22 protein-coding genes are annotated in these 21,141 nt (G+C 69.7%); 5 read left to right on the top strand and 17 right to left on the bottom strand.

The features are described from left to right. Window positions 1–168: 168 nt before the first annotated feature. From cbiE to ACFWP7_RS12405, 7 genes are all read right to left on the bottom strand, one after another. Entirely contained in the window at window positions 169–1,389 is a 1,221-nt protein-coding gene (gene cbiE / locus ACFWP7_RS12435) for a precorrin-6y C5,15-methyltransferase (decarboxylating) subunit CbiE (protein ID WP_384380215.1), read from the bottom strand. 202 nt (window positions 1,390–1,591) lie between these two features. Beyond that, a complete protein-coding gene (locus ACFWP7_RS12430; protein ID WP_384380212.1) occupies window positions 1,592–2,227 on the bottom strand; it encodes a GNAT family N-acetyltransferase in 636 nt (211 codons plus the stop codon). A 146-nt stretch (window positions 2,228–2,373) separates the two neighbouring features. Continuing rightward, window positions 2,374–3,201, bottom strand: a complete 828-nt coding sequence (locus ACFWP7_RS12425) for a MetQ/NlpA family ABC transporter substrate-binding protein (RefSeq protein WP_384380209.1) — start codon at window positions 3,199–3,201, stop codon at window positions 2,374–2,376. Window positions 3,202–3,232: 31 nt separating this feature from the next. Next, window positions 3,233–4,060 carry a MetQ/NlpA family ABC transporter substrate-binding protein gene (locus ACFWP7_RS12420; protein WP_384380206.1) on the bottom strand — a complete coding sequence of 276 codons (828 nt, stop codon included), beginning with the start codon at window positions 4,058–4,060 and terminating at the stop codon, window positions 3,233–3,235. 79 nt (window positions 4,061–4,139) lie between these two features. After that, the gene (locus tag ACFWP7_RS12415; protein WP_384380203.1) at window positions 4,140–4,877 is read right to left on the bottom strand and encodes a methionine ABC transporter permease; all 738 of its coding nucleotides are present in this window, start codon (window positions 4,875–4,877) and stop codon (window positions 4,140–4,142) included. Continuing rightward, window positions 4,874–5,974 carry a methionine ABC transporter ATP-binding protein gene (locus ACFWP7_RS12410; RefSeq protein WP_384380200.1) on the bottom strand — a complete coding sequence of 367 codons (1,101 nt, stop codon included), beginning with the start codon at window positions 5,972–5,974 and terminating at the stop codon, window positions 4,874–4,876. The genes ACFWP7_RS12415 and ACFWP7_RS12410 overlap by 4 nt, the downstream gene beginning before the upstream one ends. 314 nt (window positions 5,975–6,288) lie before the next feature. Next, complete coding sequence (locus ACFWP7_RS12405; protein ID WP_384380197.1) at window positions 6,289–6,936, bottom strand: HAD family hydrolase; 648 nt, start codon at window positions 6,934–6,936, stop codon at window positions 6,289–6,291. Between the two features lie 68 nt (window positions 6,937–7,004). Between ACFWP7_RS12405 and ACFWP7_RS12400 the strand changes: the two genes are divergently transcribed. Together ACFWP7_RS12400 and ACFWP7_RS12395 are read left to right on the top strand one after the other, a co-directional pair. Beyond that, window positions 7,005–7,364, top strand: coding sequence for a hypothetical protein (locus ACFWP7_RS12400; protein ID WP_384380194.1), 360 nt, complete (start codon window positions 7,005–7,007; stop codon window positions 7,362–7,364). Between the two features lies 1 nt (window position 7,365). After that, window positions 7,366–7,809 (top strand): hypothetical protein, encoded by a 444-nt coding sequence (locus tag ACFWP7_RS12395; protein ID WP_384380191.1) that lies wholly within the window; start codon window positions 7,366–7,368, stop codon window positions 7,807–7,809. A 21-nt stretch (window positions 7,810–7,830) separates the two neighbouring features. Here ACFWP7_RS12395 and ACFWP7_RS12390 read toward each other — a convergent pair whose 3' ends face one another. The 3 genes from ACFWP7_RS12390 to ACFWP7_RS12380 form a co-directional block, all read right to left on the bottom strand. After that, complete coding sequence (locus ACFWP7_RS12390) at window positions 7,831–8,334, bottom strand: GNAT family N-acetyltransferase (protein WP_384380188.1); 504 nt, start codon at window positions 8,332–8,334, stop codon at window positions 7,831–7,833. A 46-nt stretch (window positions 8,335–8,380) separates the two neighbouring features. Further along, the gene (locus tag ACFWP7_RS12385) at window positions 8,381–8,887 is read right to left on the bottom strand and encodes an RNA polymerase sigma factor (protein ID WP_384380185.1); all 507 of its coding nucleotides are present in this window, start codon (window positions 8,885–8,887) and stop codon (window positions 8,381–8,383) included. Window positions 8,888–8,961: 74 nt separating this feature from the next. Next, window positions 8,962–10,125 carry a glycerophosphodiester phosphodiesterase gene (locus ACFWP7_RS12380; RefSeq protein WP_384380182.1) on the bottom strand — a complete coding sequence of 388 codons (1,164 nt, stop codon included), beginning with the start codon at window positions 10,123–10,125 and terminating at the stop codon, window positions 8,962–8,964. Between the two features lie 420 nt (window positions 10,126–10,545). On the opposite strand from ACFWP7_RS12380, the gene ACFWP7_RS12375 reads away from it, so the two are divergent. Continuing rightward, window positions 10,546–11,217 carry a lysophospholipid acyltransferase family protein gene (locus ACFWP7_RS12375; RefSeq protein WP_384380179.1) on the top strand — a complete coding sequence of 224 codons (672 nt, stop codon included), beginning with the start codon at window positions 10,546–10,548 and terminating at the stop codon, window positions 11,215–11,217. Window positions 11,218–11,227: 10 nt separating this feature from the next. Here ACFWP7_RS12375 and ACFWP7_RS12370 read toward each other — a convergent pair whose 3' ends face one another. From ACFWP7_RS12370 to ACFWP7_RS12345, 6 genes are all read right to left on the bottom strand, one after another. After that, window positions 11,228–11,491 (bottom strand): ATP-binding protein, encoded by a 264-nt coding sequence (locus ACFWP7_RS12370; protein ID WP_384380270.1) that lies wholly within the window; start codon window positions 11,489–11,491, stop codon window positions 11,228–11,230. Window positions 11,492–11,739: 248 nt separating this feature from the next. Beyond that, window positions 11,740–13,272 (bottom strand): MFS transporter, encoded by a 1,533-nt coding sequence (locus ACFWP7_RS12365; RefSeq protein WP_384380266.1) that lies wholly within the window; start codon window positions 13,270–13,272, stop codon window positions 11,740–11,742. Between the two features lie 75 nt (window positions 13,273–13,347). Further along, window positions 13,348–13,929 carry a TetR/AcrR family transcriptional regulator gene (locus tag ACFWP7_RS12360; RefSeq protein WP_384380176.1) on the bottom strand — a complete coding sequence of 194 codons (582 nt, stop codon included), beginning with the start codon at window positions 13,927–13,929 and terminating at the stop codon, window positions 13,348–13,350. An 89-nt stretch (window positions 13,930–14,018) separates the two neighbouring features. Then, window positions 14,019–14,990: an aldo/keto reductase gene (locus tag ACFWP7_RS12355; protein ID WP_384380173.1), complete on the bottom strand. Its 972-nt coding sequence runs from the start codon at window positions 14,988–14,990 to the stop codon at window positions 14,019–14,021. Window positions 14,991–15,134: 144 nt separating this feature from the next. Beyond that, window positions 15,135–16,568, bottom strand: coding sequence for an argininosuccinate lyase (gene argH / locus ACFWP7_RS12350; protein ID WP_384380170.1), 1,434 nt, complete (start codon window positions 16,566–16,568; stop codon window positions 15,135–15,137). Window positions 16,569–16,700: 132 nt separating this feature from the next. Continuing rightward, on the bottom strand, window positions 16,701–17,897 hold the full coding sequence (locus ACFWP7_RS12345; RefSeq protein WP_384380167.1) for an argininosuccinate synthase: 1,197 nt from the start codon (window positions 17,895–17,897) through the stop codon (window positions 16,701–16,703). A 133-nt stretch (window positions 17,898–18,030) separates the two neighbouring features. On the opposite strand from ACFWP7_RS12345, the gene ACFWP7_RS12340 reads away from it, so the two are divergent. Further along, complete coding sequence (locus ACFWP7_RS12340) at window positions 18,031–18,618, top strand: pyridoxamine 5'-phosphate oxidase family protein (RefSeq protein WP_384380164.1); 588 nt, start codon at window positions 18,031–18,033, stop codon at window positions 18,616–18,618. Window positions 18,619–18,706: 88 nt separating this feature from the next. Next, window positions 18,707–19,408 (top strand): L,D-transpeptidase, encoded by a 702-nt coding sequence (locus tag ACFWP7_RS12335; protein ID WP_384380161.1) that lies wholly within the window; start codon window positions 18,707–18,709, stop codon window positions 19,406–19,408. 39 nt (window positions 19,409–19,447) lie between these two features. On the opposite strand, the gene ACFWP7_RS12330 is transcribed toward ACFWP7_RS12335, so the two are convergent. After that, window positions 19,448–21,004 carry an ATP-binding protein gene (locus ACFWP7_RS12330; protein WP_384380263.1) on the bottom strand — a complete coding sequence of 519 codons (1,557 nt, stop codon included), beginning with the start codon at window positions 21,002–21,004 and terminating at the stop codon, window positions 19,448–19,450. Window positions 21,005–21,141 lie beyond the last annotated feature (137 nt).

Raw genomic sequence — 21,141 nt, 5'->3', positions numbered from 1 at the left:
TCCGCGAGGGCCCGCTGTGGACTGCGCCACGTTGCGCGTCCTCCGGTTCCGCTGTACCACACACACCTCAAAACGGGCGCGTTTTCCGGACATTGGCCTACGAAAGGCTGATCCCCCGAGAGCGGTACAACGATCGGCCAGCCTACCGCGCGCAGTACGACAACAGGATCACAGGGCGCGATCGGCGCGATCGGGCAGACGGCCTGTGAGCAGGAACGCGACGCTCCGTTCCGTCTCCGTCCAGGCCTTTGTGTCGAGTTCGACGGACTGGATGAGGGAGCACTCCACCTGGTATCCGTGCTCCGTCAGTTGCCTGCCGACGAGTTCGGCGGCGTCGCGGGTCGAGGCGTGCGTGACGATGCACTGCGGCCGTCGATCGGCGACCGCGGAAACCACCGCGACTCCGCCGCCCCCGATACGTACGACGTCGGGTTCGGGCAGGTCCTCCAGGACGTGCGGAGCGGCGCCGTGCACGATCTGCATCTGGACGCCGAAGCGGCGGGCGGAGTCCTCGGTGCGGGCGCAGGAGCCGGGGTTCCGGTCGACCGCGATGACGGCGGCGCCGGTGCGCGCGGCCTCGGTGGCGAAGGCGCCGCTGCCTGAGCCGATGTCCCAGACGAGGTCTCCGACGCGCGGTCCCAGGCGGGCGAGTTGGGCGGCGCGCAGCAGATCCGTTTCACCTTCGCCGAGTGCGCCGCCGTACGCCTTCGCGGGGAGCGCCCAGCCGCGTGGTCCCGCGGCGGGTTCGGGGCCTGCGATCCAGCTGCCGCCTTCTGCCTCGGCCACGAAGCCGCCGATGACGATGACGACGTTCGGGTCGCGCCAGGTGTGGTCGGCCGCCTTGTCGGAGGTGAGGATCGTGACCTGTTCGTTCGCGGTGCCGAGTTCCTCGCAGATGACGAAGGTGCGGTGCACTCCGTCCATGAGGAGGCCGAGTTCGGCGGGGCCGGCGCCGGGCGAGGTGAGGACGGCGACCTTGGTGTGTGCGCGGCATACGTTCACTGCGCGTCTCAGGGTGCGGGCATGTGCGACGACCACGTGTGCGTCGTCCCAGGCCATGCCTGCGCGGGCGAACGCGGTGGCCACCGAGGAGACGGCCGGGACGACTTCGACCTCCAGGCCGAACTCGGGACCGCGCAGGGTGCGGACGACACCGAAGAAGCCCGGGTCCCCGTCGGCGAGGACGACGGCGCTGCCCCGGTGGCCCGCGATCCGGCGGGCGGCGAGGGCGACGCTGCCGAGGCGTATGCGTTCGGCGGTCGCGGGCACTTCGGGAAGCGCGAGGTGATGGGCCGTGCCGGCCACCAGCGTCGCGGCAGCGAGAGCCGAGCGCGCCGCGGCGCTCAGCGGCGAGCCGTCCCAGCCGATCACCGTGACCCGGTCGGCCATCGTTGTCAGTCTCCAGAAAGGTTTTCGCAGGTCGTCAGGGCAGGCCCGTGAGCGGGCTCCGTGAGAGTACCTGGTACCGCTGCGCGGCGTCCTGACGGGCTCCGGAGGGTGGGAGCGGTCCCGCGGATGCCGCACCGGGGCCGCTGGGGTCCAGGTCCGCCTCCGGGGACTTTCCCGGTTCCCCTTCGGCGATTCCCCGGAGTCAGTTCCAGTCGGAGAACGACGTGAAACCGCTGTCGGCGAACTGTTCGCCCACGCCGTCCAGGTCCTCCGGCAGCAGGCTCCACACGATGTAGTCGGTGCGTACGTCGGTCCAGTTGCCGTCCTCGGTACGGGTACGCGCTATGCAGGCGCCCCGCAGGACGCCCTCGCTGATGCAGCCGATCTTCTGGGCGACCTGCTGCGAGGCGGTGTTGTCGGCGGCCGTACGCAGTTCGACGCGCTCGAACTTCTGCTCACGGAAGAGCCATTGGGCGGTGGCGAGCGCGGCCTCGGAGGCGTAGCCCTCGCCGCGGGCCCAGGGGGCGATGATGTACGAGAGTTCGGCGGATCGCACGTGCCAGTTCGTCTTGGCGAGCTGGATGATGCCGACCAGGCGCTGGGTGAGGAACTCGGTGACGGCGAGGTCGAGTCCGCGGCCCGCCCGGCGTTCGGTGGGCGCGTAGTCGGTGATCCAGGAGCGGGCGCCGTCCTCGGTGTAGGGCTGGGGCACCGCCGTCCAGGCCGCGACCATCTCGTCGTTCATCATCTCGGTCAGGGCGGCGACATCGTCGTCCTCGAGCGCACGCAGTACCAACCGCTCCGTGCTGATGGAGATGTCGGGGAAGGTGCTCGTCATGCGCCGCTCCGTAACCTTCGGGAACCTCGGGCCGTGGGAAACCACCGGGCCCGCTGAACTGCCCAGCATGCAGCATGAAACCACCGTGACGCACCACGGGGTCCACTCCGGGTGATGGAGTGAACCCCGTGCGGTGACGACGGGTGTCAGTCGGAAGTGACCGGCAGGACCGAGCCCTTGTACTTGTCCTCGATGAACTTCCTGACCTCCGGCGAGGTCAGGAGCTTCGCGAGCTTCTTGACCCGCGGATCGTCCTCGTTGCCCTTCTTGACCGCCAGGAGGTTCGCGTAGGGGTTGTCCTTCGCGGACTCCAGGAGGATCGCGTCGGTGGCGGGGCTGAGCCCCGCGTCCTGGGCGTAGTTGTTGTTGATCACCGCTGCGGCCACGTCGTCGAGCGAGCGCGGCAGTTGGGCGGGCTCCAGCTCCTTGAACGTCAGGTGCTTCGGGTTGGCCGTGATGTCCTTGGGGGACGCGGTCGTACCGGCACCCTCCTTGAGCGTGATGACACCCTTGGAGGCAAGGAGCTTGAGGGCGCGTCCCTCGTTGGTGACGTCGTTGGGCACCGCGACGGTGGCCCCGTCGGTGAGCTCGGTGACGTCCTTGACCTTCTTCGAGTACACGCCCATGGGCGGCAGGTAGGCCTTGACGACCGACACCAGGTCCGTGCCCTTGGACTTGTTGAAGTCGTCCAGGTAGGGCTGGTTCTGGTAGAGGTTCGCGTCGAGCGAGCCCTCCTGGAGCGCGGTGTTCGGCAGGACGTAGTCCGTGAACTCCGTGATCTTCAGATCGAGTCCGGCCTTCTCGGCCAGGTCCTTCTGTATGTACGACAGGACCTCGCCGGCCGGTACGGCGGTGGCGCCGACGACCAGGGCGTCGTCGTCACCGCTGCCGGAGTCCGAGCCCGAACCACAGGCGGCCAGTCCGAGGCCGAGGGCAATCGCGGCGGACACCGCGGATATGACGTGCTTACGCATGGAGTTGACCCCTCTGAAACCGGTCGTCCCGTCAGAACGACGGGATGACGGAACCCTCGTACTTGTCCTCGATGAACTTCTTGACCTCGGGCGAGGTGAGCAGCTCGGCGAGCTTCTTGACGCGCGGGTCGTCCTCGTTGCCCTCCTTCACCGCCAGGAAGTTGCCGTACGGGTTGTCCTTCGCGGACTCCAGGACGAGGGCGTCCTTGGCGGGCGAGAGGTCGGCCTCGATGGCGTAGTTGCCGTTGATCACCGCGGCGTCGACGTCCTCCAGGGAGCGCGGGGTCTGGGCCGCCTCCAGCTCCTTGAACTTGAGGTCCTTCGGGTTCTTGGTGATGTCCGCGGGGGTCGCTTCGTTGCCCACGCCGTCCTTGAGCGTGATGATCCCGTTGGTGGCGAGCAGCTTCAGTGCGCGTGCCTCGTTGACGCTGTCGTTCGGGACGGCGATCGTCGCGCCGCTCTCCAGGTCGTCGGCGCTCTTGACCTTGCTGGAGTAGAGGCCGAGCGGCTCCAGGTGCACCGTGACGACGGGCACGATGTGGGTGCCGTTCTTCTTGTTGAAGTCGTCGAGGTACGGCTGGTTCTGGAAGTAGTTGGCGCCCACGGACCCGTCCTCCGTCGCCGTGTTCGGCGTGACGTAGTCGGTGAACTCTCTGACCTCCAGGTCGAGGCCCGCCTTCTTCGCCAGGTTGTCCTTGACGTAGTCGAGGATCTCCGCGTGCGGGACCGGGCTGGCGGCGACGACCAGCGGGCCGCTGGTGTCGGAGGCGGAGTCCTTGTCCGAACCGCAGGCGGTGAGACCCAGGGTGAGGGCTCCGGCTGCGAGAACGGCGGTGCCGAGCTTTGTGGTGTTACGCACGAAAAGTGCCTTTCCATGTGGGTGCGGCTGTCCCCGTGAGGGGTGATACGGGGAAATCTGCGGGTGGGTGAAGAAGTGTTCAGGCGACCTTGCCGACGTCCGCCGTCGCGGGCTCCTTGGCCTTCAGCAGCCTCAGCCGCGGTCCGGCACCGGACTGGCCGCCGCGCCGGTGGAGCCCACGCGCCGCGTAGTCGCCGGCGAACTGGATGACCGAGATGACCACGGCGAGGACGCCCACGGTGATCCACATCAGCTCGGTCTCGAAGCGCTGATAGCCGTACCGGATCGCGATGTCGCCGAGGCCTCCGGCGCCGACGGTGCCGGCCATCGCCGAGTAGCCGATGAGGGCGACGATCGTGGTGGTCGCCGAGGAGATCAGCGACGGCAGCGACTCCGGTACGAGGACCTTGCGGACGACGGTCCAGGTGTTGCCGCCCATCGACTGCACGGCCTCGACGAGCCCGCCGTCCACCTCGCGGACAGCCGTCTCGACAAGCCGCGCGAAGAAGGGGATCGCCCCGATCGCGAGCGGCACGATGGCGGCCTCGCGGCCGATCGTCGACCCGGTGAGCCAGCGTGTGAAGCCCATCAGCGCGACCATCAGGATGATGAACGGCATGGAGCGGGCGACGTTCACGATCTGCCCGATGACCCTGTTCGCCAGCACGTTCTGGAGCAGTCCGCCGCGGTCGGTGAGGACGAGCAGGATGCCGAGCGGCAGACCGCCGGCGACGGCTATGAGCGTGGACCAGCCGACCATGTAGAACGTGTCCCAACACGCCTGGGACAGCAGCGGCTGCATCTCCGACCAGGTCACTTGGCACCATCCTTGAGCAGTACGGGCGCCTGGCCCTGAACGTCGATCTGCAGCCCCTGCTCGCGCAGGAACCCGATCGGCACGACGTTCTCCTCGTAGCGGCCGGGCAGTTCGATGCGCATCCGGCCGACCTGCTTGCCCGCGACGGTGTCCATCGCGGCGCCGAGGATCGAGATGTCGATGTTGTAGGTGCGGGAGAGCTGCGAGATGACGGGCCGGGTGGCGGCCTCGCCGTGGAAGGTGACGTCGATGACCGTGCGGTCGTCGTCGGTCGGGTCGCCGCTCACCGGGAAGAGCGCGGCGGCCAGTTCGGAGCCGGGCGTCGCGAGCAGTTCGCTGACGGTGCCGGACTCGACGATCCTGCCGTTCTCCATGAGGGCCGCCGAGTCGCAGACGGTCTTGACGACGTCCATCTCGTGCGTGATGAGCAGGACGGTCAGACCCAGCTGCCGGTTCAGGTCGCGCAGCAGCTGGAGGATGGAGCGGGTGGTCTCGGGGTCGAGGGCGCTGGTCGCCTCGTCGGAGAGCAGTACCTTCGGGTCGCCTGCCAGGGCGCGGGCGATGCCGACGCGCTGCTTCTGGCCGCCGGAGAGCTGGGCCGGGTAGGCCTTGGCCTTGTCGGAGAGGCCGACCAGGTCGAGCAGTTCGAGTGCCTTGCGTGAGCGCTCCTTGCCGGAGACACCGAGGATCTCCAGGGGCAGCTCCACGTTGTCCTGGACGGTCCGCGAGGACAGCAGGTTGAAGTGCTGGAAAACCATCCCGATGTGGCTGCGCGCCTTGCGGAGCTCCCCGCCCGCGCGGGAGCCGCGGCCGGCCAGCGCGGTGAGGTCCTGTCCGGCGACGGTGACCGTGCCGGAGGTGGGGCGTTCCAGGAGGTTGACGCAGCGGATGAGCGAGGACTTGCCGGCGCCGGACTGGCCGATGACGCCGTACACCTCGCCTTCGCGGACGTGCAGGTCGACGCCGTCGAGGGCGGTGACCTCACGGCCGCGCGAGCGGTGAGCTCGATAGACCTTCGTGAGGTCCTTGGTCGTGATCACTGGGGTTTCCGTCACTGTCGAGTGCAGGGCGTGGATGTGCGCCGGGCACGGGTGCATTCGGTCTTGAACGCGGCACGGTTCTCGCGGTGGCGATGGCAGCCGGGGTGTGAAGAAGAATCGTGTGCGCGGGGCAGCGACCGTCACGTCCGGGGACGGACAGGGCGCGCCGGCTCGCTTGGGGGCGCGAGACTCGGGGTGGTGCGAGGGCCCTCTAGAAGGCGCACATTCGACACATACAACGAGCACCGGGCGTCATGGTCGCCTCGGTCGCAAGGGTGCGGCTGCTCGTCGTGGTCATGGGATCAAGTAAAGCAGACACACCGGTGGGGGCCACCACCGCTGTCCGTATACCGGACAGCGGTGGACAGCTTTCAGTCCCGGTCGGAGATCTCCACTCCGTACACCGTGACCAGCGCCGACAGTGCGGAGAGGTTCTCGACCACGAGGTCGGCGTCCAGCTCGTGGGACCGGTGGGTTGTGGCCAACGCCACGGTGGTCATTCCGGCGGCGCGGCCCGCCTGCAGACCCGCCGGGGCGTCCTCGAAGACCACGCAGCGGGCCGGGTCGACACCCAGTTCACGGGCGGCGAGGAGATAGGGCTCGGGGTCGGGCTTGCCGCGGGTGATGTCGTCGGCGGTGATCAGCGTCTTGGGGCGGATGCCGACCTCGCCGAGCCGTGCCTCGGCCAGCCGCCGGGTGGCGGAGGTGACGACGGCCCAGCGGTCGGCGGGCAGGGAGGCAAGGAACTCGGCCGTCCCGGGAAGCAGCAGGACCCCGCCCGGTACGTCCTCCACCTCGAGCTGCTCGATGCGCGCGAGGGCCCCGGGGACCAGGTCGGCGGGCAGCAGGTCGGCGGCTATCTCGGCGGCGGGGCGGCCGTGCAGTTCGATCCGGGCGAAGTCCTCGGCGGTGATGCCGTACTCCTCGTACCACCGGGTCCAGCAGCGGTTCACCGACTCCAGGGAGGAGACGAGTGTTCCGTCGTTGTCGAAGAGGAGGGCTTCAGCGTGGATCTTCATGCCTTCGACCCTACGGGGCACCCCGGGGGCAGGCGCAGCAGTTCTTTGGCCCGTAATAGGGTCGGCACATGCTTGATGCCCTGACGGTCGCGACCGCCGTCGCCGCGCTCGCGCTCGCCGCCTGGTGCGGATGGGCCGCCTACCGCGATCAGCCCACCAAGGACTGGCACTTCATCGGCATGGCCGTGGTGTCACTGCTCGCCGTGGTCCAGCTCGTGATCGGCGTCGTCCAGCTGGCGCGCGGTGAGAAGCCGGAACAGGGCACGACGATCTTCGTGGCGTATCTGCTCGGCGCCTTCGCCTGTGTCCCGGCCGCGGGCTTCATGTCGCTGACCGAGCGCACCCGCTGGGGATCGATCACCGTGGCTGCCGGCGGTTTCGTCCTGGCCGTTCTCGAGGTCCGGCTCTATGACATCTGGGGAGGCTGAGATGACGGCCACGGAGGAGAACGGGACCGTGCCTCAGGAGAAGAAGCGGACGCGGCTCATCAGCGGTCCCGGCATGCTGCTGGTCTGGCTGTACGGCGTGATGGTCGTCGGCGCCGTCTCGCGCAGCGCCGTGCAGATCTCGACGGAGTTCGACAAGGCCCCGCTCGCCTACTCGCTGTCCGCTGTCGCGGGGCTCGTCTACGGCTTCATCACGTACTCGCTCGTGCGGGGCGGTGAGACGGCCCGCAGGGCGGCGCTGGTGTGCTGCGCCGCCGAGCTCGCGGGCGTGCTGATCGTCGGGACCTGGACGCTGGTGGAGCCGTCCGCCTTCCCCGACGCCACGGTGTGGTCGGACTACGGGATGGGCTATCTGTTCATCCCGGTGCTGCTGCCGGTGTCGGCGATGTACTGGCTTCGCAAGGCTGCTCGTACGGCCACGCAGTAACGGCTGGGCACCCGGTAACTTCTAGGCGCTGGCCACGAACGCGCCCGGGTGGGCGCCCTTCGCCAGAGTCACCAGCGTGAGCCGCTCGTCGACGCGCTCCGTGGAGATCTGTGCGTAGCCGTGCTTGCGGTACAACCGCAGGTTGTGGTCGCTGCGGTGGCCGGTGAAGAGCTCGAAGGACTTGGCCGATCCGTCCGCGCCGAGCTTGGCCTCGATCGCGGCGAGCAGCCGTCCGCCCAGCCCGTGGCGCTGCATGCGCGGGTGGACGATGAGCTTGTTGATGCGGGCTGTGCCCTCGGCGTCCACGGCGCCGCGGACCGAGGCCACCACCTCGTCGCCGAGCCGGGCCACCAGCACCGTGCCGCCGGCGAGCTCGGCCCTGAGGGAGTCGAGCGGCTGGGTGAGCGGCTCGATGCCGTAGTCGCCGTACAGCTGGGCCTCGCTTTGGTAGCAGAGGTACTGCAGCTTGAGGATCTGCTCGGCGTCCTGTGTGGTCGCCGCCGAGATGGTCACGCTCATGCCCATGTGTGCACGCCTCCCGCTCACCTGTTCCACCGGTCGTCCCTCACTCCTATCCCCGCGGTTCTCCGGCCGCAACCTCCGGCGTCAGCAATCGACGCAGACATCCCAGACATCGGGAACGTTCCGGACCCAGACTGCCCTGTGAGATACCCAACTCCCCCGCGATCTCCCGGTAGGTGAGGTCCTTCGGGGAGAGCAGCGCCGCCAGCAGGCTCGGGCAGCGGCCGGGCAGGCGGCGTACCGCGTCATGCAGCGCGCGATGGCGGGCGGCGGTCATCGCCTGCTGTTCGGGCCCTGCGCCGCGGTCGTCGGCGGGATCGGCGGCGTACGGCCGTTCGATGCGGGCCGTACGGCGGCTGCGGCGGGCCTCCGAGCGGACGGCTCGGCGCAGCCAGCCCTGCGGGTCGACGGGTGGGCCGTCCGTGTCGAGGCGCTCCAGGAGGCGCAGCCAGACGGCCTGTTCCAGGTCGCCCTGTTCGGCGCCGGACGCATATGCCTCAGCCGAGGCCTCGGCGGCGAGCAGTGGGCGCAGCGTGGCAACCATGTCCTGTGTCATATGCGGAACGACGCGGCCGCCCCGGCGGGTGGTTGCCGGGGCGGCCGTCTGTCACCCCAACCGGGGTGGTGGGGTCAGCCGTTGACGAAGTCCGCGCGGGCGAGCACCGCGGTGTCCGCGTTGTCGGAGAAGACGCCGTCGATGCCCGTCTCGAAGTAGACCTGGAAGACGCCGAACACGTCGCCGTAGGCGTCCGCGTCGGTGCCCTTGCGGTAGGCCGGCGGCAGGAAGGGGTTCTCGTTGCGCATGGTGTAGGGGTGCAGGATCAGGCCCTGCGCGTGCGCGTCCCTGACCAGGGTGGTCGGCTTGGTGAAGTCGCCGTTCGCGTCCTTCGGGATGATCAGGTTGACCGTGGGGCCGATTCCCTGGGCGTAGGAAGCGATCTCCTTGAGGCCCTTGGGGGTGACGAGGTCGGCGACGGTGCGCGGGTCGCCGGTCGTGACGAAGTCCCAGGGCCGGGTGTTCGCCGCGTCGAGCAGGACCGCGAGCGGGTTGTCGACGAGCTTGTTCATGCGCTGGAGGCTGGTCGGCTCGAACGACTGGATGATGACCGGCGAGTTCTTCTTGTCCTTGCCCGCCTTGCGCAGCAGCTTGGCGAGCATCACCTCCGTGTCGAGGCCGAGCGCTCGGAAGTAGGTGGGGTGCTTGATCTCCGGGTAGATCCAGACCTGCTTGCCTCGCTTGCGGGTCTGCTCGTCCTGCCACTTGAGCACCTCGTCGAACGTGGGGATCTCCCAGCGTCCGTTGTAGAGGGTGTTGTGCGGACGGTTGGCGGGGATGCGCTCGATCGCCCGCAGGGTCTTCAGCTCGGCGAGCGTGAAGTCCTCGGTGAACCAGCCGGTGGTGGCGACCCCGTCAAGGCTCTTCGTGGTCTTGCGGTCGGCGAACTCGGGGTGATCCGCGACGTCCGTGGTGCCGCCGATCTCCGGCTCGTGACGGCAGACGAGGTGACCGTCCTTGGTGGGCACCAGGTCGCCCGCCTCGACGACGTCCGCGCCGAGGTCGAGGGCCAGCTGGTAGGACCCGAAGGTGTGCTCCGGCCGGTAGCCGCTGGCCCCACGGTGTCCGATGATCGTCGGCTTCGGCAGACTCTGGTAGCCGCCGTCCGACTTCTGCGCGTCCGCTCGGGCCACGCCGGGCAGCCCGAGGACCGCGCCGCCCGCTCCCAGCACCGCGGCTCCGAGCAAGGTCCGCCGTGCGGCGCCCCGCTCTTGTCTGTTCGACTCCTGCGCTCCCATGACTGCTCCCGCTGTTGTGCCCCCGCACTGTCAAAGCGGTTCGATCGTAAGTTCTCTTGTGTGACGAGAGGGAGACCTGTGGCGTAACACGCGGGTGCCCGTGGATGTCGTACGGAACGAGCAGGGTGACGGCACGCCGGCTTTGAATCCGCTGTGTGGGGTACGCACAGAGCAGTGGCACGGCGAGCGGTCGCAGACGGTCGCCCGGTGCGGCGCGGCGGGCGTGCGGGGGTCCCGGGCGCGAGATGGGTCACATCGTCACGCCCCCGCGACAGCCGCTCACCGGCACGCCACCGCAGGTAAACGTACGTCAACACTGCGTATCCACTCGGTGAACCCGATGTGCAATACCCCTGGGGCCGCGAGTATCGTCCTCACCTGCACATACACATACCGAATCCCTTGACACCGGAGGGCCCGTTGTCCCGCTTCGCGCTCATCAAGGCAGTGCTCGGACCGATCATGCGCCTGATGTTCCGCCCACAGGTGGAGGGTGCGGAGAACATCCCGGGCGAAGGTCCGGTGATCCTTGCCGGCAACCACCTCACGTTCATCGACTCGATGATCATGCCGCTGTTCTGCGACCGTCAGGTTTTCTTCATCGGCAAGGACGAGTACGTCACCGGCAAAGGCGTCAAGGGCCGTCTGATGGCCTGGTTCTTCACCGGCTGCGGCATGATCCCGGTCGACCGGGACGGCGGGCGCGGTGGTGTTGCCGCGCTGATGACCGGCCGCCGGGTGCTGGAGGAGGGCAAGGTCTTCAGCATCTACCCGGAAGGCACCCGCTCCCCCGACGGCCGGCTCTACCGGGGCCGTACGGGGATCGCCCGGCTGGCGATGATGACCGGTGCGCCGATCGTCCCGTTCGCCATCATCGGCACGGACAAGATCCAGCCCGGTGGCTCCGGCTTCCCACGCCCGGGCCGGGTCACGGTCCGTTTCGGTGAGGCGATGGAGTTCTCTCGGTACGAGGGGATGGACCGCGACCGCTATGTCCTGCGGGCCGTGACGGACTCGGTGATGACCGAGGTCATGCGGCTGTCGGGTCAGGAGTATGTGGACATGTACGCCACGAAGGCCAAAGCCGCGTAACCGCACTTCCTCAGACGGCGGGCTGCTCCTCGGGCGGCCCGCCGTTCGTGCGTTCGTGCGTTCGGCACCAGGAGTGGTGAACCACAGGACGAAACTGGAGGCCTCCCCCACTCCGGGCCCGGGAGAACAACTTCACCTGTCCGGCGTGCGACTCCACGACCTGCCGGACGATCGCGAGGCCGAGGCCGAGGCCGGCGTGCCGGTCGCGGCCGCCGCCGTCGCCCTTCGCGCCGCAGAACCGGTCGAAGACACGGGCCTGGTGGTCGTCGAGGATGCCCGGCCCCTCGTCCCGAGTTGGCCAACGTCTCGTAGGTGACGGCCGACTCCACCTCCTGGGCCTTCACCGCCCCGATCTCCCGGACGTACACGTCGTCCACGTACGTCAAGACCGTGAGCTGTTTGATGCACACGAACACGGCCTGGCTCTCCCGCTTGCCGGGCGTGGTGAAGCCACACGCCGGTCAGCGTTGGTAGGCGCCGGCTCCTCGATGTTTCCCGGGCCGACCTGAAAGCCCGCTCCGCTTACGGGTGTTCGGCGCTGTCCTCCAGCTTCTGGCCGCGCAGCAGGAACCACGCCGCCACCGCCGTGACGAGCAGCACGACCGCGCCGATGCCCGCGGCGAGCGTGAGACCGTCGACGAACGCGGTGCGGGCCGAGTCCATCAGGGCAGCCCCGGTGTCCGCCGGCAGCCCGGCCGCCGACTCGACGGCGCCGCCGAGGGACTCGTGAGCTTCGGCCGGTGTACCGGCGGGGCCGGTGAAGCCCGCATACACGCCGGTCACGATCGAGCCGAGGAGGGCGATACCGAGGGCGGCGCCGAGTTCGTACGCCGTCTCGGAGACCGCGGACGCGGCGCCCGCCTGCTCCTTGGGCACGCTGGAGAGGATCACGTCGGCCGTGACGGTGAAGGAGAATCCCGCGCCGATACCGACGACCAGCAGCGCGGCGCCGAGCAGCGGATAGCCGGTGGACTGGCTCAGCAGGGTGAGGGCGGCGAGCGCCAGGCCGACCGCCGCGAGGCCACCGGCGACCACGGCGCGCACCGAGAAGCGCCGCGCGACCGTACCCGCGATCAGACCCGCCGCCACCGCGCCGATCGCGGCGGGCAGTTCGGCGAGGCCGGCCTCCAACGGGCCTCTCCCCTGCACGAGTTGCAGGTACTGCGAGAGGAAGAAGACCAGCCCGGACAGACCGAGGATGGTGAACAGGTCGGCGAGCACAGCCCCGGAGAAGCCCCGGTGACGGAACAGCCGCATGTCCAACAGCGGCGAGGGCAGGGTGAGTTGGCGCCGCACGAACCAGTGGAGGGCGCCGGCGCCGAGCAGGCCCACGGTCACCGCCTGCCACTCGAAGCCGTGCGTGGCGGCCTCCTTCACCGCGTACACGATGCCGATCATGCCGACGAGGGAGAGGCCGACGCTGGTCAGGTCCCACGGCCCGGGGTTCGGGGTGCGCGACTCGGGCAGCAGCTTGATGCCGACGAGGACGAGGACAACCATCACGGGCAGGTTGATCAGGAAGACCGAGCCCCACCAGAAGTGTTCGAGCAGGAAGCCGCCCACCACAGGGCCGACCGCCGTACCGGCGGAGGCGGTCGCGCCCCAGATGCCGATGGCGAGGCTGCGCTCGCGCGGGTCGTGGAAGAGGTTGCGGATCAGGGCGAGGGTGGCAGGCATCAAAGTCGCACCCGCGACACCGAGCAACGCCCGCGCCACGATCAGCAGTTCAGGCGTCGTCGCATAGGCGTTGAGCACGGATATCGCGCCGAACGCCGTGGCGCCGATCAGCAGCAGCTTCTTGCGGCCGATGCGGTCGCCGAGGCCGCCCATGGAGACGAGCAGGCCCGCGATCACAAAGGAGTAGACGTCGCCGATCCACAGCAGCTGCGTCCCGGACGGCTTCAGGTCCTCGCTGATGTACGGGGTGGCCAGGCCGAGGACGGTCGCGTCGACGGCCACCAGCAGCACAGCCAGGACGAGGACGCAGAGCGCCAGCCAGCGGCCCGGGCGCTTCTCCACCTCCGCCACGGATACCGGCTGCAGGGTGCTGGTCATCATTCCTCTCTCCTTGGGGTCTGTCCGGTCTGCTCAGGGCCTGTCCGGCGGATCACGTTTTTCGGAGACGCGGGATTACAAGGCGCTCCTGTTGCCCTCCGGCCTGTTCCGCCGGACAGGCCCCAGTGCGCCGCCGAGCAGCAGTTCGACGGTCATGAACTGGAAGTCCTTGGCGGCCACGCGGCCGTCCATCACGGCCCAGGCGCCGGAGGCCATCAGCCCGTAGAGCGCCTCGGTGAGCCAGGCCGGGCTGAGGTCGATACGGAACTCGCCGTGCTCCTGGCCGCGCCGGAACAGGTCGCCGATGCGCTGGTCGAGACGGGCCCAGCCCTCGTGCTGCGCGTCGCCCTCGAAGAGCTGGTTCTCCGTATAGAGGAAGGCGAGCAGGGCCGCGACGGGTTCGATCTCCGCCACCAGCCGCCGTACGGCTTCGCTCGCACTGCCCTCGTCGAGCAGGGCCGCGTCGAGGGCGGCGTCACACTCCCGGATGCCGAGCTCTTCGAGTGCCCGGACGAGTGCGTCCCGCCCCGCGAACTGGCGGTGCAGCGTGGCCCGGCTGATCCCGGCCGCCTTGGCGACCTCGTCCATGGTGGCGGTGGATTTCCGGGTGAGCAGGGCGGCTGCGCTGCGCAGCACATGTTCACGGTCGACGGCCATGAGACAAGCATAGCCCATATGAGACATACATGTCTCACCAGAGGCGGACGGGTCTCACCAGCCACGGCCTGTCGAGGTACTCAGTGCACTCAGTGCCAGGGCAGCTGCCCGCGCCGCTCCCAGTAGGCAGCCGGCTCCTCCGCCAGCGCGTCGAGCCTGTCCGGCTGGTCATCATCCAGGTCGACTACCGCCGCGTGCAGGTTCGAGGTGAGCTGGTTGACCGTGGCCGCGCCGGAGAGGACGACTCCGGCCCAGGGCTGCCGCAGGACGAGAGCGAGGGCGACCGCGTCGGCGCCGAGCCCGGCCTCCCCCGCGATGTCCCGCAGGACACCCGGCGCGTGCTCGCCCGCCAGTCGTCCGTTGGCCACGGCCTCCTTGACGATCACGGTGAGTCCGGCGTCGTGGGCCTCGGCGAGGGCGGGCGCGGCCGAGGTCTCAAGCGCGTTGTACGTGGCCTGGACGGTACGGAAGAGCGGCTCGCCGTCGACCGTCACGGCGAGCGCGGCGCGGATCGCGTCGGCCTGGGCGGGCCCGCTGGTGGAGAACCCGATCGAGAGCCCCTGGGCGGCGGCTTCGGCCAGCTTGGCGTGGAGTTCCTTGTCGGTGAGGGCTGGGCTGTCCGGGGTCACCGAGTGGATCTGGTAGAGGTCGAGCCGGTCGCCGAGCAGCCCGGCGGTCTCGGCGCGCTGTCTCTCGTACGCGGCGAGGCTGTGGTCCTTGACCTCGTGCGCCTCGGCGTCGATGCGCCAGGCCGCCGTGTAGGTGTAGCCCCACTTGCTGCCGATCACGACGTCGTCGATGTCGGGCCGGCTGTGCAGCCAGTCGGCGAGGAACTCCTCGGAGCGGCCGTACGAGCGGGCCGCGTCGAAGTAGCGCACGCCCTGGGCATGAGCGGCGTCAAGGAGTTCGTGAGTGCGGGCGCGAAGCGTGTCGACGCTCCGGTTCTCACCGAGGTCGCGGTCTCGGTCGAGGGTGATGTAGCCGGGGCGGCCGACCGCTGCGAGGCCCAGGCCGATGTGGGCGGTGGGGGTCGTCGCGGTGGCCAGTCGGGCGAAGGGCATCGCGGGCTCCGTTCGGTCGGCTTCGACCAACGTAACCCGCGATGCCCTTCGCCTCCGCTTCAGAGCTCGGTTCCTACCGTGCTTCGGCGGGTGCGGGAGCGGCGTCCCACGGCACCCGGTCGCACAGCCCCGCGCCCGTCACAGTCACCGCTTGTTCTTGGCCGTGGCCCATTCGTGCTGGGCCGCCACGTCCCGCTTCACCTCTGCCAGCTGGATCGCCACCGCACTCGGCGCCGTACCGCCGCGGCCGTTGCGGGAGGCGAGGGCGCCGTGGACGTTGAGGACACTCCGCACCTCCGGCGTCAGATGCGCCGAGATCTTCGCGAACTGCTCGTCGGTCAGGCCGTCCAGCTCGATGCCCTCGGCCTCGGCGACCTTCACGCACTCGCCCGCGACCTCGTGTGCGACGCGGAACGGCACGCCCTGCTTGACCAGCCACTCGGCGATGTCGGTGGCGAGCGAGAAGCCGGCCGGGGCCAGCTCCTCCATGCGCTCGCGGTGGACGGTCAGGGTCGCCATCATGCCGGTGAAGGCGGGGAGCAGGACCTCCAGCTGGTCGCAGGAGTCGAAGACCGGCTCCTTGTCCTCCTGGAGGTCGCGGTTGTACGCGAGCGGGAGGGCCTTGAGGGTCGCCATCAGGCCGGTCAGGTTGCCGATGAGACGGCCGCTCTTGCCGCGCGCCAGCTCCGCGATGTCCGGGTTCTTCTTCTGCGGCATGATCGACGAGCCGGTGGAGAACGCGTCGTGGAGGGTGACGAAGGAGAACTCCTTCGTGTTCCAGATGATGATCTCCTCGGCGATCCGGGAGAGGTTCACGCCGATCATCGCGGTGATGAAGGCGAACTCGGCGACGAAGTCACGGGAGGCCGTGCCGTCGATGGAGTTGGCCACGCTGCCGTGCTCGAAGCCGAGGTCCTTGGCGACCGACTCCGGGTCCAGGCCGAGAGACGAACCGGCCAGCGCACCTGAGCCGTACGGCGACACCGCCGTGCGCTCGTCCCACTGGCGCAGGCGCTCCGCGTCCCGGGACAGGGGCTGGACGTGGGCCAGGACATGGTGCGCGAACAGCACCGGCTGGGCGTGCTGGAGGTGGGTGCGGCCGGGCATCGCGACGTCCGGGTGGGCCTCCACGAGGCCGATCAGCGCGTCCTGGAGATCGGCGATCAGGCCGCCGATGATCCGGGCGTGGTCGCGCAGGTACATCCGGAAGAGGGTCGCGACCTGGTCGTTGCGGGAGCGGCCGGCGCGGAGCTTGCCGCCGAGGTCGGGACCGAGGATCTCCAACAGGCCGCGTTCCAGCGCCGTATGGACGTCCTCGTCGGCGATCGTGCCGACGAGGGAGCCGTCGGCGACGTCAGCCGCAAGCTGGTCGAGGCCCGCGAGCATCCGCGTCAGCTCGTCCTCCGTGAGCAGACCCGCCTTGTGCAGCACGCGCGCATGGGCACGCGACCCGGCGATGTCGTACGGTGCGAGCCGCCAGTCGAAATGGACCGACGCGGACAGCTTGGCCAGGGCCTCGGCGGGACCGTCGGCGAAACGGCCGCCCCAGAGCCGTACGTCACCGCTGTTGCTGCTCACTTGCGTTGCTCCTCAAAGCTGTTGATGTGCCACCGCCTCCGCACCGAGGGGTGAGGAGGCGGTCGTCAGGCTAGTACGGGCGAGGACTGCACCTGCGGATGCCGGCGGGACCTACGCCTGGTCCACGTCGGGCTATGCCCGCAGTTGACGCTGTGCCGCGATCTTCGACGACAGGCTGTAGATGTCGATGAAGCCCTTGGCCGCGGCCTGGTCGAAGCTGTCGCCCGTGTCGTATGTCGCGAGGTTGAAGTCGTAGAGCGACGTCTCGGAGCGCCTGCCGGTGACGACGGCGCGGCCGCCGTGCAGCGTCATCCGGATGTCGCCGTTGACGTGCTGGTTGGCCTCGTTGATGAAGCCGTCCAGGGCGCTCTTGAGCGGGGAGAACCACTGGCCGTCGTAGACCAGCTCGCCCCAGCGCTGCTCCACCTGCCGCTTATAGCGGGCGAGTTCGCGCTCGACGGTGACGTTCTCCAGCTCCTGGTGGGCGGTGATCAGGGCGATCGCGCCCGGAGCCTCGTACACCTCACGGGACTTGATGCCCACGAGCCGGTCCTCGACCATGTCGATCCGGCCGATGCCCTGGGCGCCGGCGCGCTCGTTCAGCTGCTGGATGGCCTGCAGGACGGAGACGGGCCTGCCATCGATGGCGACGGGGACGCCTTCCTTGAAGGAGATGACGACCTCGTCGGCCTTGCGGGCCTCGGCCGGGTTCGAGGTGTACTCGTAGATGTCCTCGATCGGCGCGTTCCAGATGTCCTCCAGGAAGCCAGTCTCGACGGCGCGCCCGAAGACGTTCTGGTCGATGGAGTACGGGGACTTCTTGGAGGTGGCGATCGGGAGCTGCTTCTCCTCGCAGAAGGCGATCGCCTTGTCCCGGGTCATCGCGTAGTCGCGGACCGGGGCGATGCACCGGAGGTCGGGGGCGAGCGCGACGATGCCGGCCTCGAAGCGGACCTGGTCGTTGCCCTTGCCGGTGCAGCCGTGCGCGACCGTGGTGGCGCCGTGCTCGTGGGCGGCGGCGACGAGGTGCTTGACGATCGCCGGCCGGGAGATGGCGGAGACCAGCGGGTAGCGGTCCATGTAGAGGGCGTTGGCCTTGATCGCCGGGAGGCAGTACTCCTCGGCGAACTCGTCCTTGGCGTCCGCGACCTCGGCCTCGACGGCGCCGCAGGCGAGCGCCCGCTTGCGGATGACGTCCAGGTCCTCGCCACCCTGACCGACGTCCACCGCGACGGCGATGACCTCGGCGCCCGTCTCCTCGGCGATCCAGCCGATGGCGACTGAGGTGTCCAGACCGCCTGAGTAGGCGAGTACGACGCGCTCGGCCACGGGGTTTCTCCTCACAGTGCATTCGCTGACATGCATGAGTATGCAGTGCTCTGCATGATTCGTCAATCTGGTGACTCGGGGGACTCCGCCATTTCTTAGACAAAGTAAGGAACTGGTCCGATAATCGTTAGTCATGGGAAAGACTTACGAGCGCATTGACGGCCGACTGCGTACCTTCATCGAGGCGCAGCCCCTCTTCTTCACCGCGACCGCGCCCCTGTCGGGGGACGGCACGATCAACCTCTCCCCCAAGGGACTCACCGGCTCCTTCGCGGTGCTCGACGAACTGACCGTGGCGTACCTGGACTTCGCGGGAAGCAACGCCGAGACGATCGCCCACCTACGGGAGAACCGCCGGATCACGCTCATGTGGTGCGCCTTCCAGGGGCCGCCGAACATCGTCCGCGTGCACGGCCACGGCGAGCCCGTCTTCCGTGACGATCCACGCTTCACCGAACTGCTCGCCCACTTCCCGGACATCGACCCGACCCCGCACGGGCTGCGCGCGATCATCGTCGTGACGGCCGACCTCATCCGTGACACCTGCGGATACGCGGTGCCCTTCATGTCCTACGACGACGACCGCGACCTGCACGCCAAGCGTTTCACGCGCGAGGACGACGCCTCGCTCGACGCGTACTTCGGGAAGAAGGAGCACATCGCGACGAGCATCGACGGCCTGCCCGGGCTGCCCCTGCCGCTGCCTCCCACCCCAGCCTGAGCCTGCACATCCCGTGCACACCGCCGGACACCGCCCGGTCGGCCCACCCGGGCTGCCCCGACCGGCGCCTCCCCGTAGCGTCCGCTCCATGTGTCGTCCCGGTGCCGCCGTTCTCCTCGCGTCCGTGTCCCTCCTCACCGTGGGACTGGCCCCGAGCGGTCCGCCTCCGCTGCCCGGGCGGATGACGGACACCGGCGGCGGCACGCAGCTCATCACCGCACAGGCCGCGCGTACGTCCTCGACGACGGGGACCGTCACCTGGTGGGACCGGCGCGACGGGCGCTGGGTGAAGGCCGGTTCGGCAGCCGCGCGCTTCGGCGCCAAGGGGCTGGTCGAGGGCGGCGCGCGGAGACAGGGGACGAACACGACACCCACCGGTCTGTACGGCCTTCCGTACGCGTTCGGGATCGAGGCCGCGCCCGACGGCACCAAGGCCCCCTACCGGCGGGTCCACCGGAACTCCTGGTGGTGCCAGGACAACGACTCCCGCGCCTACAACCGGTGGACCGAGCCCCGCGCCGCCGACTGCCGCGCCGCCGAGTCCGAGCACCTGGTCTCGTACGCCACGCAGTACGCGCACGCCCTCGTCGTCGGGTTCAACTACGAGCGGCCGGTACGGGGGCGCGGCGCCGGCATCTTCCTGCATGTCAACGGGCGGGGAGCCACGGCTGGTTGTGTGTCGGTGCCCGCGGACGCGATGCGGCGGATCGTGCGGTGGGCCGATCCGGTGCGCAGGCCGCACATCGCGATCGGCACGGCGGGCGGGGCGACCGCGATCACTCGCTACTGAGCGGGGCCGGGGTCAGGACCGTTGATGGCCAAGGGTTGTTCATGGTTGCTCGCGCCGTTCCCCGCGCCCGCCCCACGGGTCGCTCCTGGCGTCGGTCGGCAGCCGGACCGTGAACGTCGTCGCCCCCGGGCGGCTCTCCAGCGCCACTGTGCCGCCGTGGGCCGCGACCACCGCCGCAACGATCGACAGGCCGAGTCCCGCTCCGCCGCCCTCGCCGTCGTTGCGGCGGCGGTCCGCTCGGGTGAAGCGTTCGAAGACACCGGGCTGGACGTCCTCCGGTACTCCCGGGCCGTCGTCGCGAACCGTCAGGACGGCCGTAGCGGCGTCAGCTGTCAGTGACACCGTCACCCTGGCGCCAACAGGCGTGTGCAAACGGGCGTTGGCCAACAGGTTGGCCAACACTTGTTGGAGCCGGTGCGCGTCGCCGGTCACCGTCACCGGCTCCTCCGCCAGCTCCAGGGTCCAGCGGTGATCAGGGCCGGCGGCCCGCGCGTCCGTGACCGAGTCGAGGACGAGACGGGTGAGGTCGACGGAGCGCCGTTCCAGCGGGCGGCCCGCGTCGAGGCGGGCGAGGAGCAGCAGATCGTCGACCATCTCGCCCATCCGCGCCGACTCGGCGGCGATCCGCTCCAGGGCGCGGGTCACCTCGGGAGGCACTGGGCCGGGGTGCAGCAGGGCCAGTTCGGCGTGCCCCCGGACCGAGGCGACCGGCGTGCGCAGCTCATGGCTGGCGTCGGCGGCGAAGCTGCGCAGCCGTTCCTCGCTCGCGTGCCGCTTGGTCAGCGCGTCCTCGACATGGCCGAGCATCCGGTTGAAAGCGCCGGCGACCTGACCCACCTCGCTGCGCGGGTCGGACTCGGGCGCCCGCGGCGGCAGCGCCACCTCACCGCTGGCGAGGGGGAGTTCGCTGACCCGCGTCGCGGTCGCGGCGACCCGGCTCAGTGGCCGCAGCGACCAGCGCACCCACAGGGCACCGGCGACTCCGGTGACCGCGAGGGCGGCGCCGAAGACGCAGGCGGCCACCAGTTCGAGGCGGTGCACGGCGGCCTCCACCGGTTCCAGGGGGAGCCCGGTGATCAGTACGTCGCCGTCCTGACCGTGCCACGCGGTCAGCCGGTAGGAGCCGAGCGCGGAGAGGCGCACGCTGTGTCCGCCGCTGTCGACCGGCACCGCGGCGAGGGCCTTCCGGTCGGTGGCGGTCAGCATCACGTTCAGGTCGGTGGGGTCGGTGCCGGCGCGGACGACGGCTTCGTTGGTGACGGTCCCGTCGAGCAGGCGGGCGCCGAAGGTGCCGGTGGCCTGGCGACGGGTGTCGCCGTACTCGTCACCGTCGTGGTCGGAGGGCTTGACGCTGTTGCCGTGCTCCAGACTCGCGGGGAAACTGGCGCCCGCGTCCCGCAACTGCTGGTCCAGACGGCCCGTGAGGAACCCATCCAGTTCGAGCACGGCGGCCACCCCGACGGCGGCGCAGCTGACGGCGAGCAGCACCACGAGCCCCGCGGTGAGCCGGGCCCGGAGGGTGTGCGGGCGCGGCAACCGCAGCCCGCGCGACCCGCTACCTCGCAGGCGCCCGCCACGCAGCCGAAGCCCTCGCATCCCACCCTCTCGCAGGCGCCCGCCACGCAGCCGAAGGCCTCGCATCCCACCCTCGCGCAGACGGCCCACGCGCAGCCGAAGCCCTCGCATCCCACCCTCGCGCAGACGGCCCACGCGCAGCCGAAGCCCTCGCATCC

Source organism: Streptomyces sp. NPDC058470, assembly GCF_042721055.1.
In the GTDB taxonomy this organism is placed as follows: Bacteria; Actinomycetota; Actinomycetes; order Streptomycetales; family Streptomycetaceae; genus Streptomyces.
Note: the sequence above shows the minus strand (reverse complement) of the source record. Positions and strands in the feature narration are given on the sequence as shown.

What these genes read in the sequence shown, in the direction of transcription:
- ACFWP7_RS12400 (WP_384380194.1), top strand. Translation starts at nt 7,005, where the DNA reads ATGCTTGATGCCCTGACGGTCGCGACCGCCGTCGCCGCGCTCGCGCTC.
- ACFWP7_RS12395 (WP_384380191.1), top strand. Translation starts at nt 7,366, where the DNA reads ATGACGGCCACGGAGGAGAACGGGACCGTGCCTCAGGAGAAGAAGCGG.
- ACFWP7_RS12430 (WP_384380212.1), bottom strand. Translation starts at nt 2,227, where the DNA reads ATGACGAGCACCTTCCCCGACATCTCCATCAGCACGGAGCGGTTGGTA.
- ACFWP7_RS12380 (WP_384380182.1), bottom strand. Translation starts at nt 10,125, where the DNA reads ATGGGAGCGCAGGAGTCGAACAGACAAGAGCGGGGCGCCGCACGGCGG.
- ACFWP7_RS12330 (WP_384380263.1), bottom strand. Translation starts at nt 21,004, where the DNA reads ATGCGAGGGCTTCGGCTGCGTGGCGGGCGCCTGCGAGGTAGCGGGTCG.
- cbiE (WP_384380215.1), bottom strand. Translation starts at nt 1,389, where the DNA reads ATGGCCGACCGGGTCACGGTGATCGGCTGGGACGGCTCGCCGCTGAGC.
- ACFWP7_RS12340 (WP_384380164.1), top strand. Translation starts at nt 18,031, where the DNA reads ATGGGAAAGACTTACGAGCGCATTGACGGCCGACTGCGTACCTTCATC.
- ACFWP7_RS12355 (WP_384380173.1), bottom strand. Translation starts at nt 14,990, where the DNA reads ATGCCCTTCGCCCGACTGGCCACCGCGACGACCCCCACCGCCCACATC.
- ACFWP7_RS12390 (WP_384380188.1), bottom strand. Translation starts at nt 8,334, where the DNA reads ATGGGCATGAGCGTGACCATCTCGGCGGCGACCACACAGGACGCCGAG.
- ACFWP7_RS12335 (WP_384380161.1), top strand. Translation starts at nt 18,707, where the DNA reads ATGTGTCGTCCCGGTGCCGCCGTTCTCCTCGCGTCCGTGTCCCTCCTC.
- ACFWP7_RS12405 (WP_384380197.1), bottom strand. Translation starts at nt 6,936, where the DNA reads ATGAAGATCCACGCTGAAGCCCTCCTCTTCGACAACGACGGAACACTC.
- ACFWP7_RS12385 (WP_384380185.1), bottom strand. Translation starts at nt 8,887, where the DNA reads ATGACACAGGACATGGTTGCCACGCTGCGCCCACTGCTCGCCGCCGAG.
- ACFWP7_RS12410 (WP_384380200.1), bottom strand. Translation starts at nt 5,974, where the DNA reads ATGCACCCGTGCCCGGCGCACATCCACGCCCTGCACTCGACAGTGACG.
- ACFWP7_RS12425 (WP_384380209.1), bottom strand. Translation starts at nt 3,201, where the DNA reads ATGCGTAAGCACGTCATATCCGCGGTGTCCGCCGCGATTGCCCTCGGC.
- ACFWP7_RS12365 (WP_384380266.1), bottom strand. Translation starts at nt 13,272, where the DNA reads ATGACCAGCACCCTGCAGCCGGTATCCGTGGCGGAGGTGGAGAAGCGC.
- ACFWP7_RS12360 (WP_384380176.1), bottom strand. Translation starts at nt 13,929, where the DNA reads ATGGCCGTCGACCGTGAACATGTGCTGCGCAGCGCAGCCGCCCTGCTC.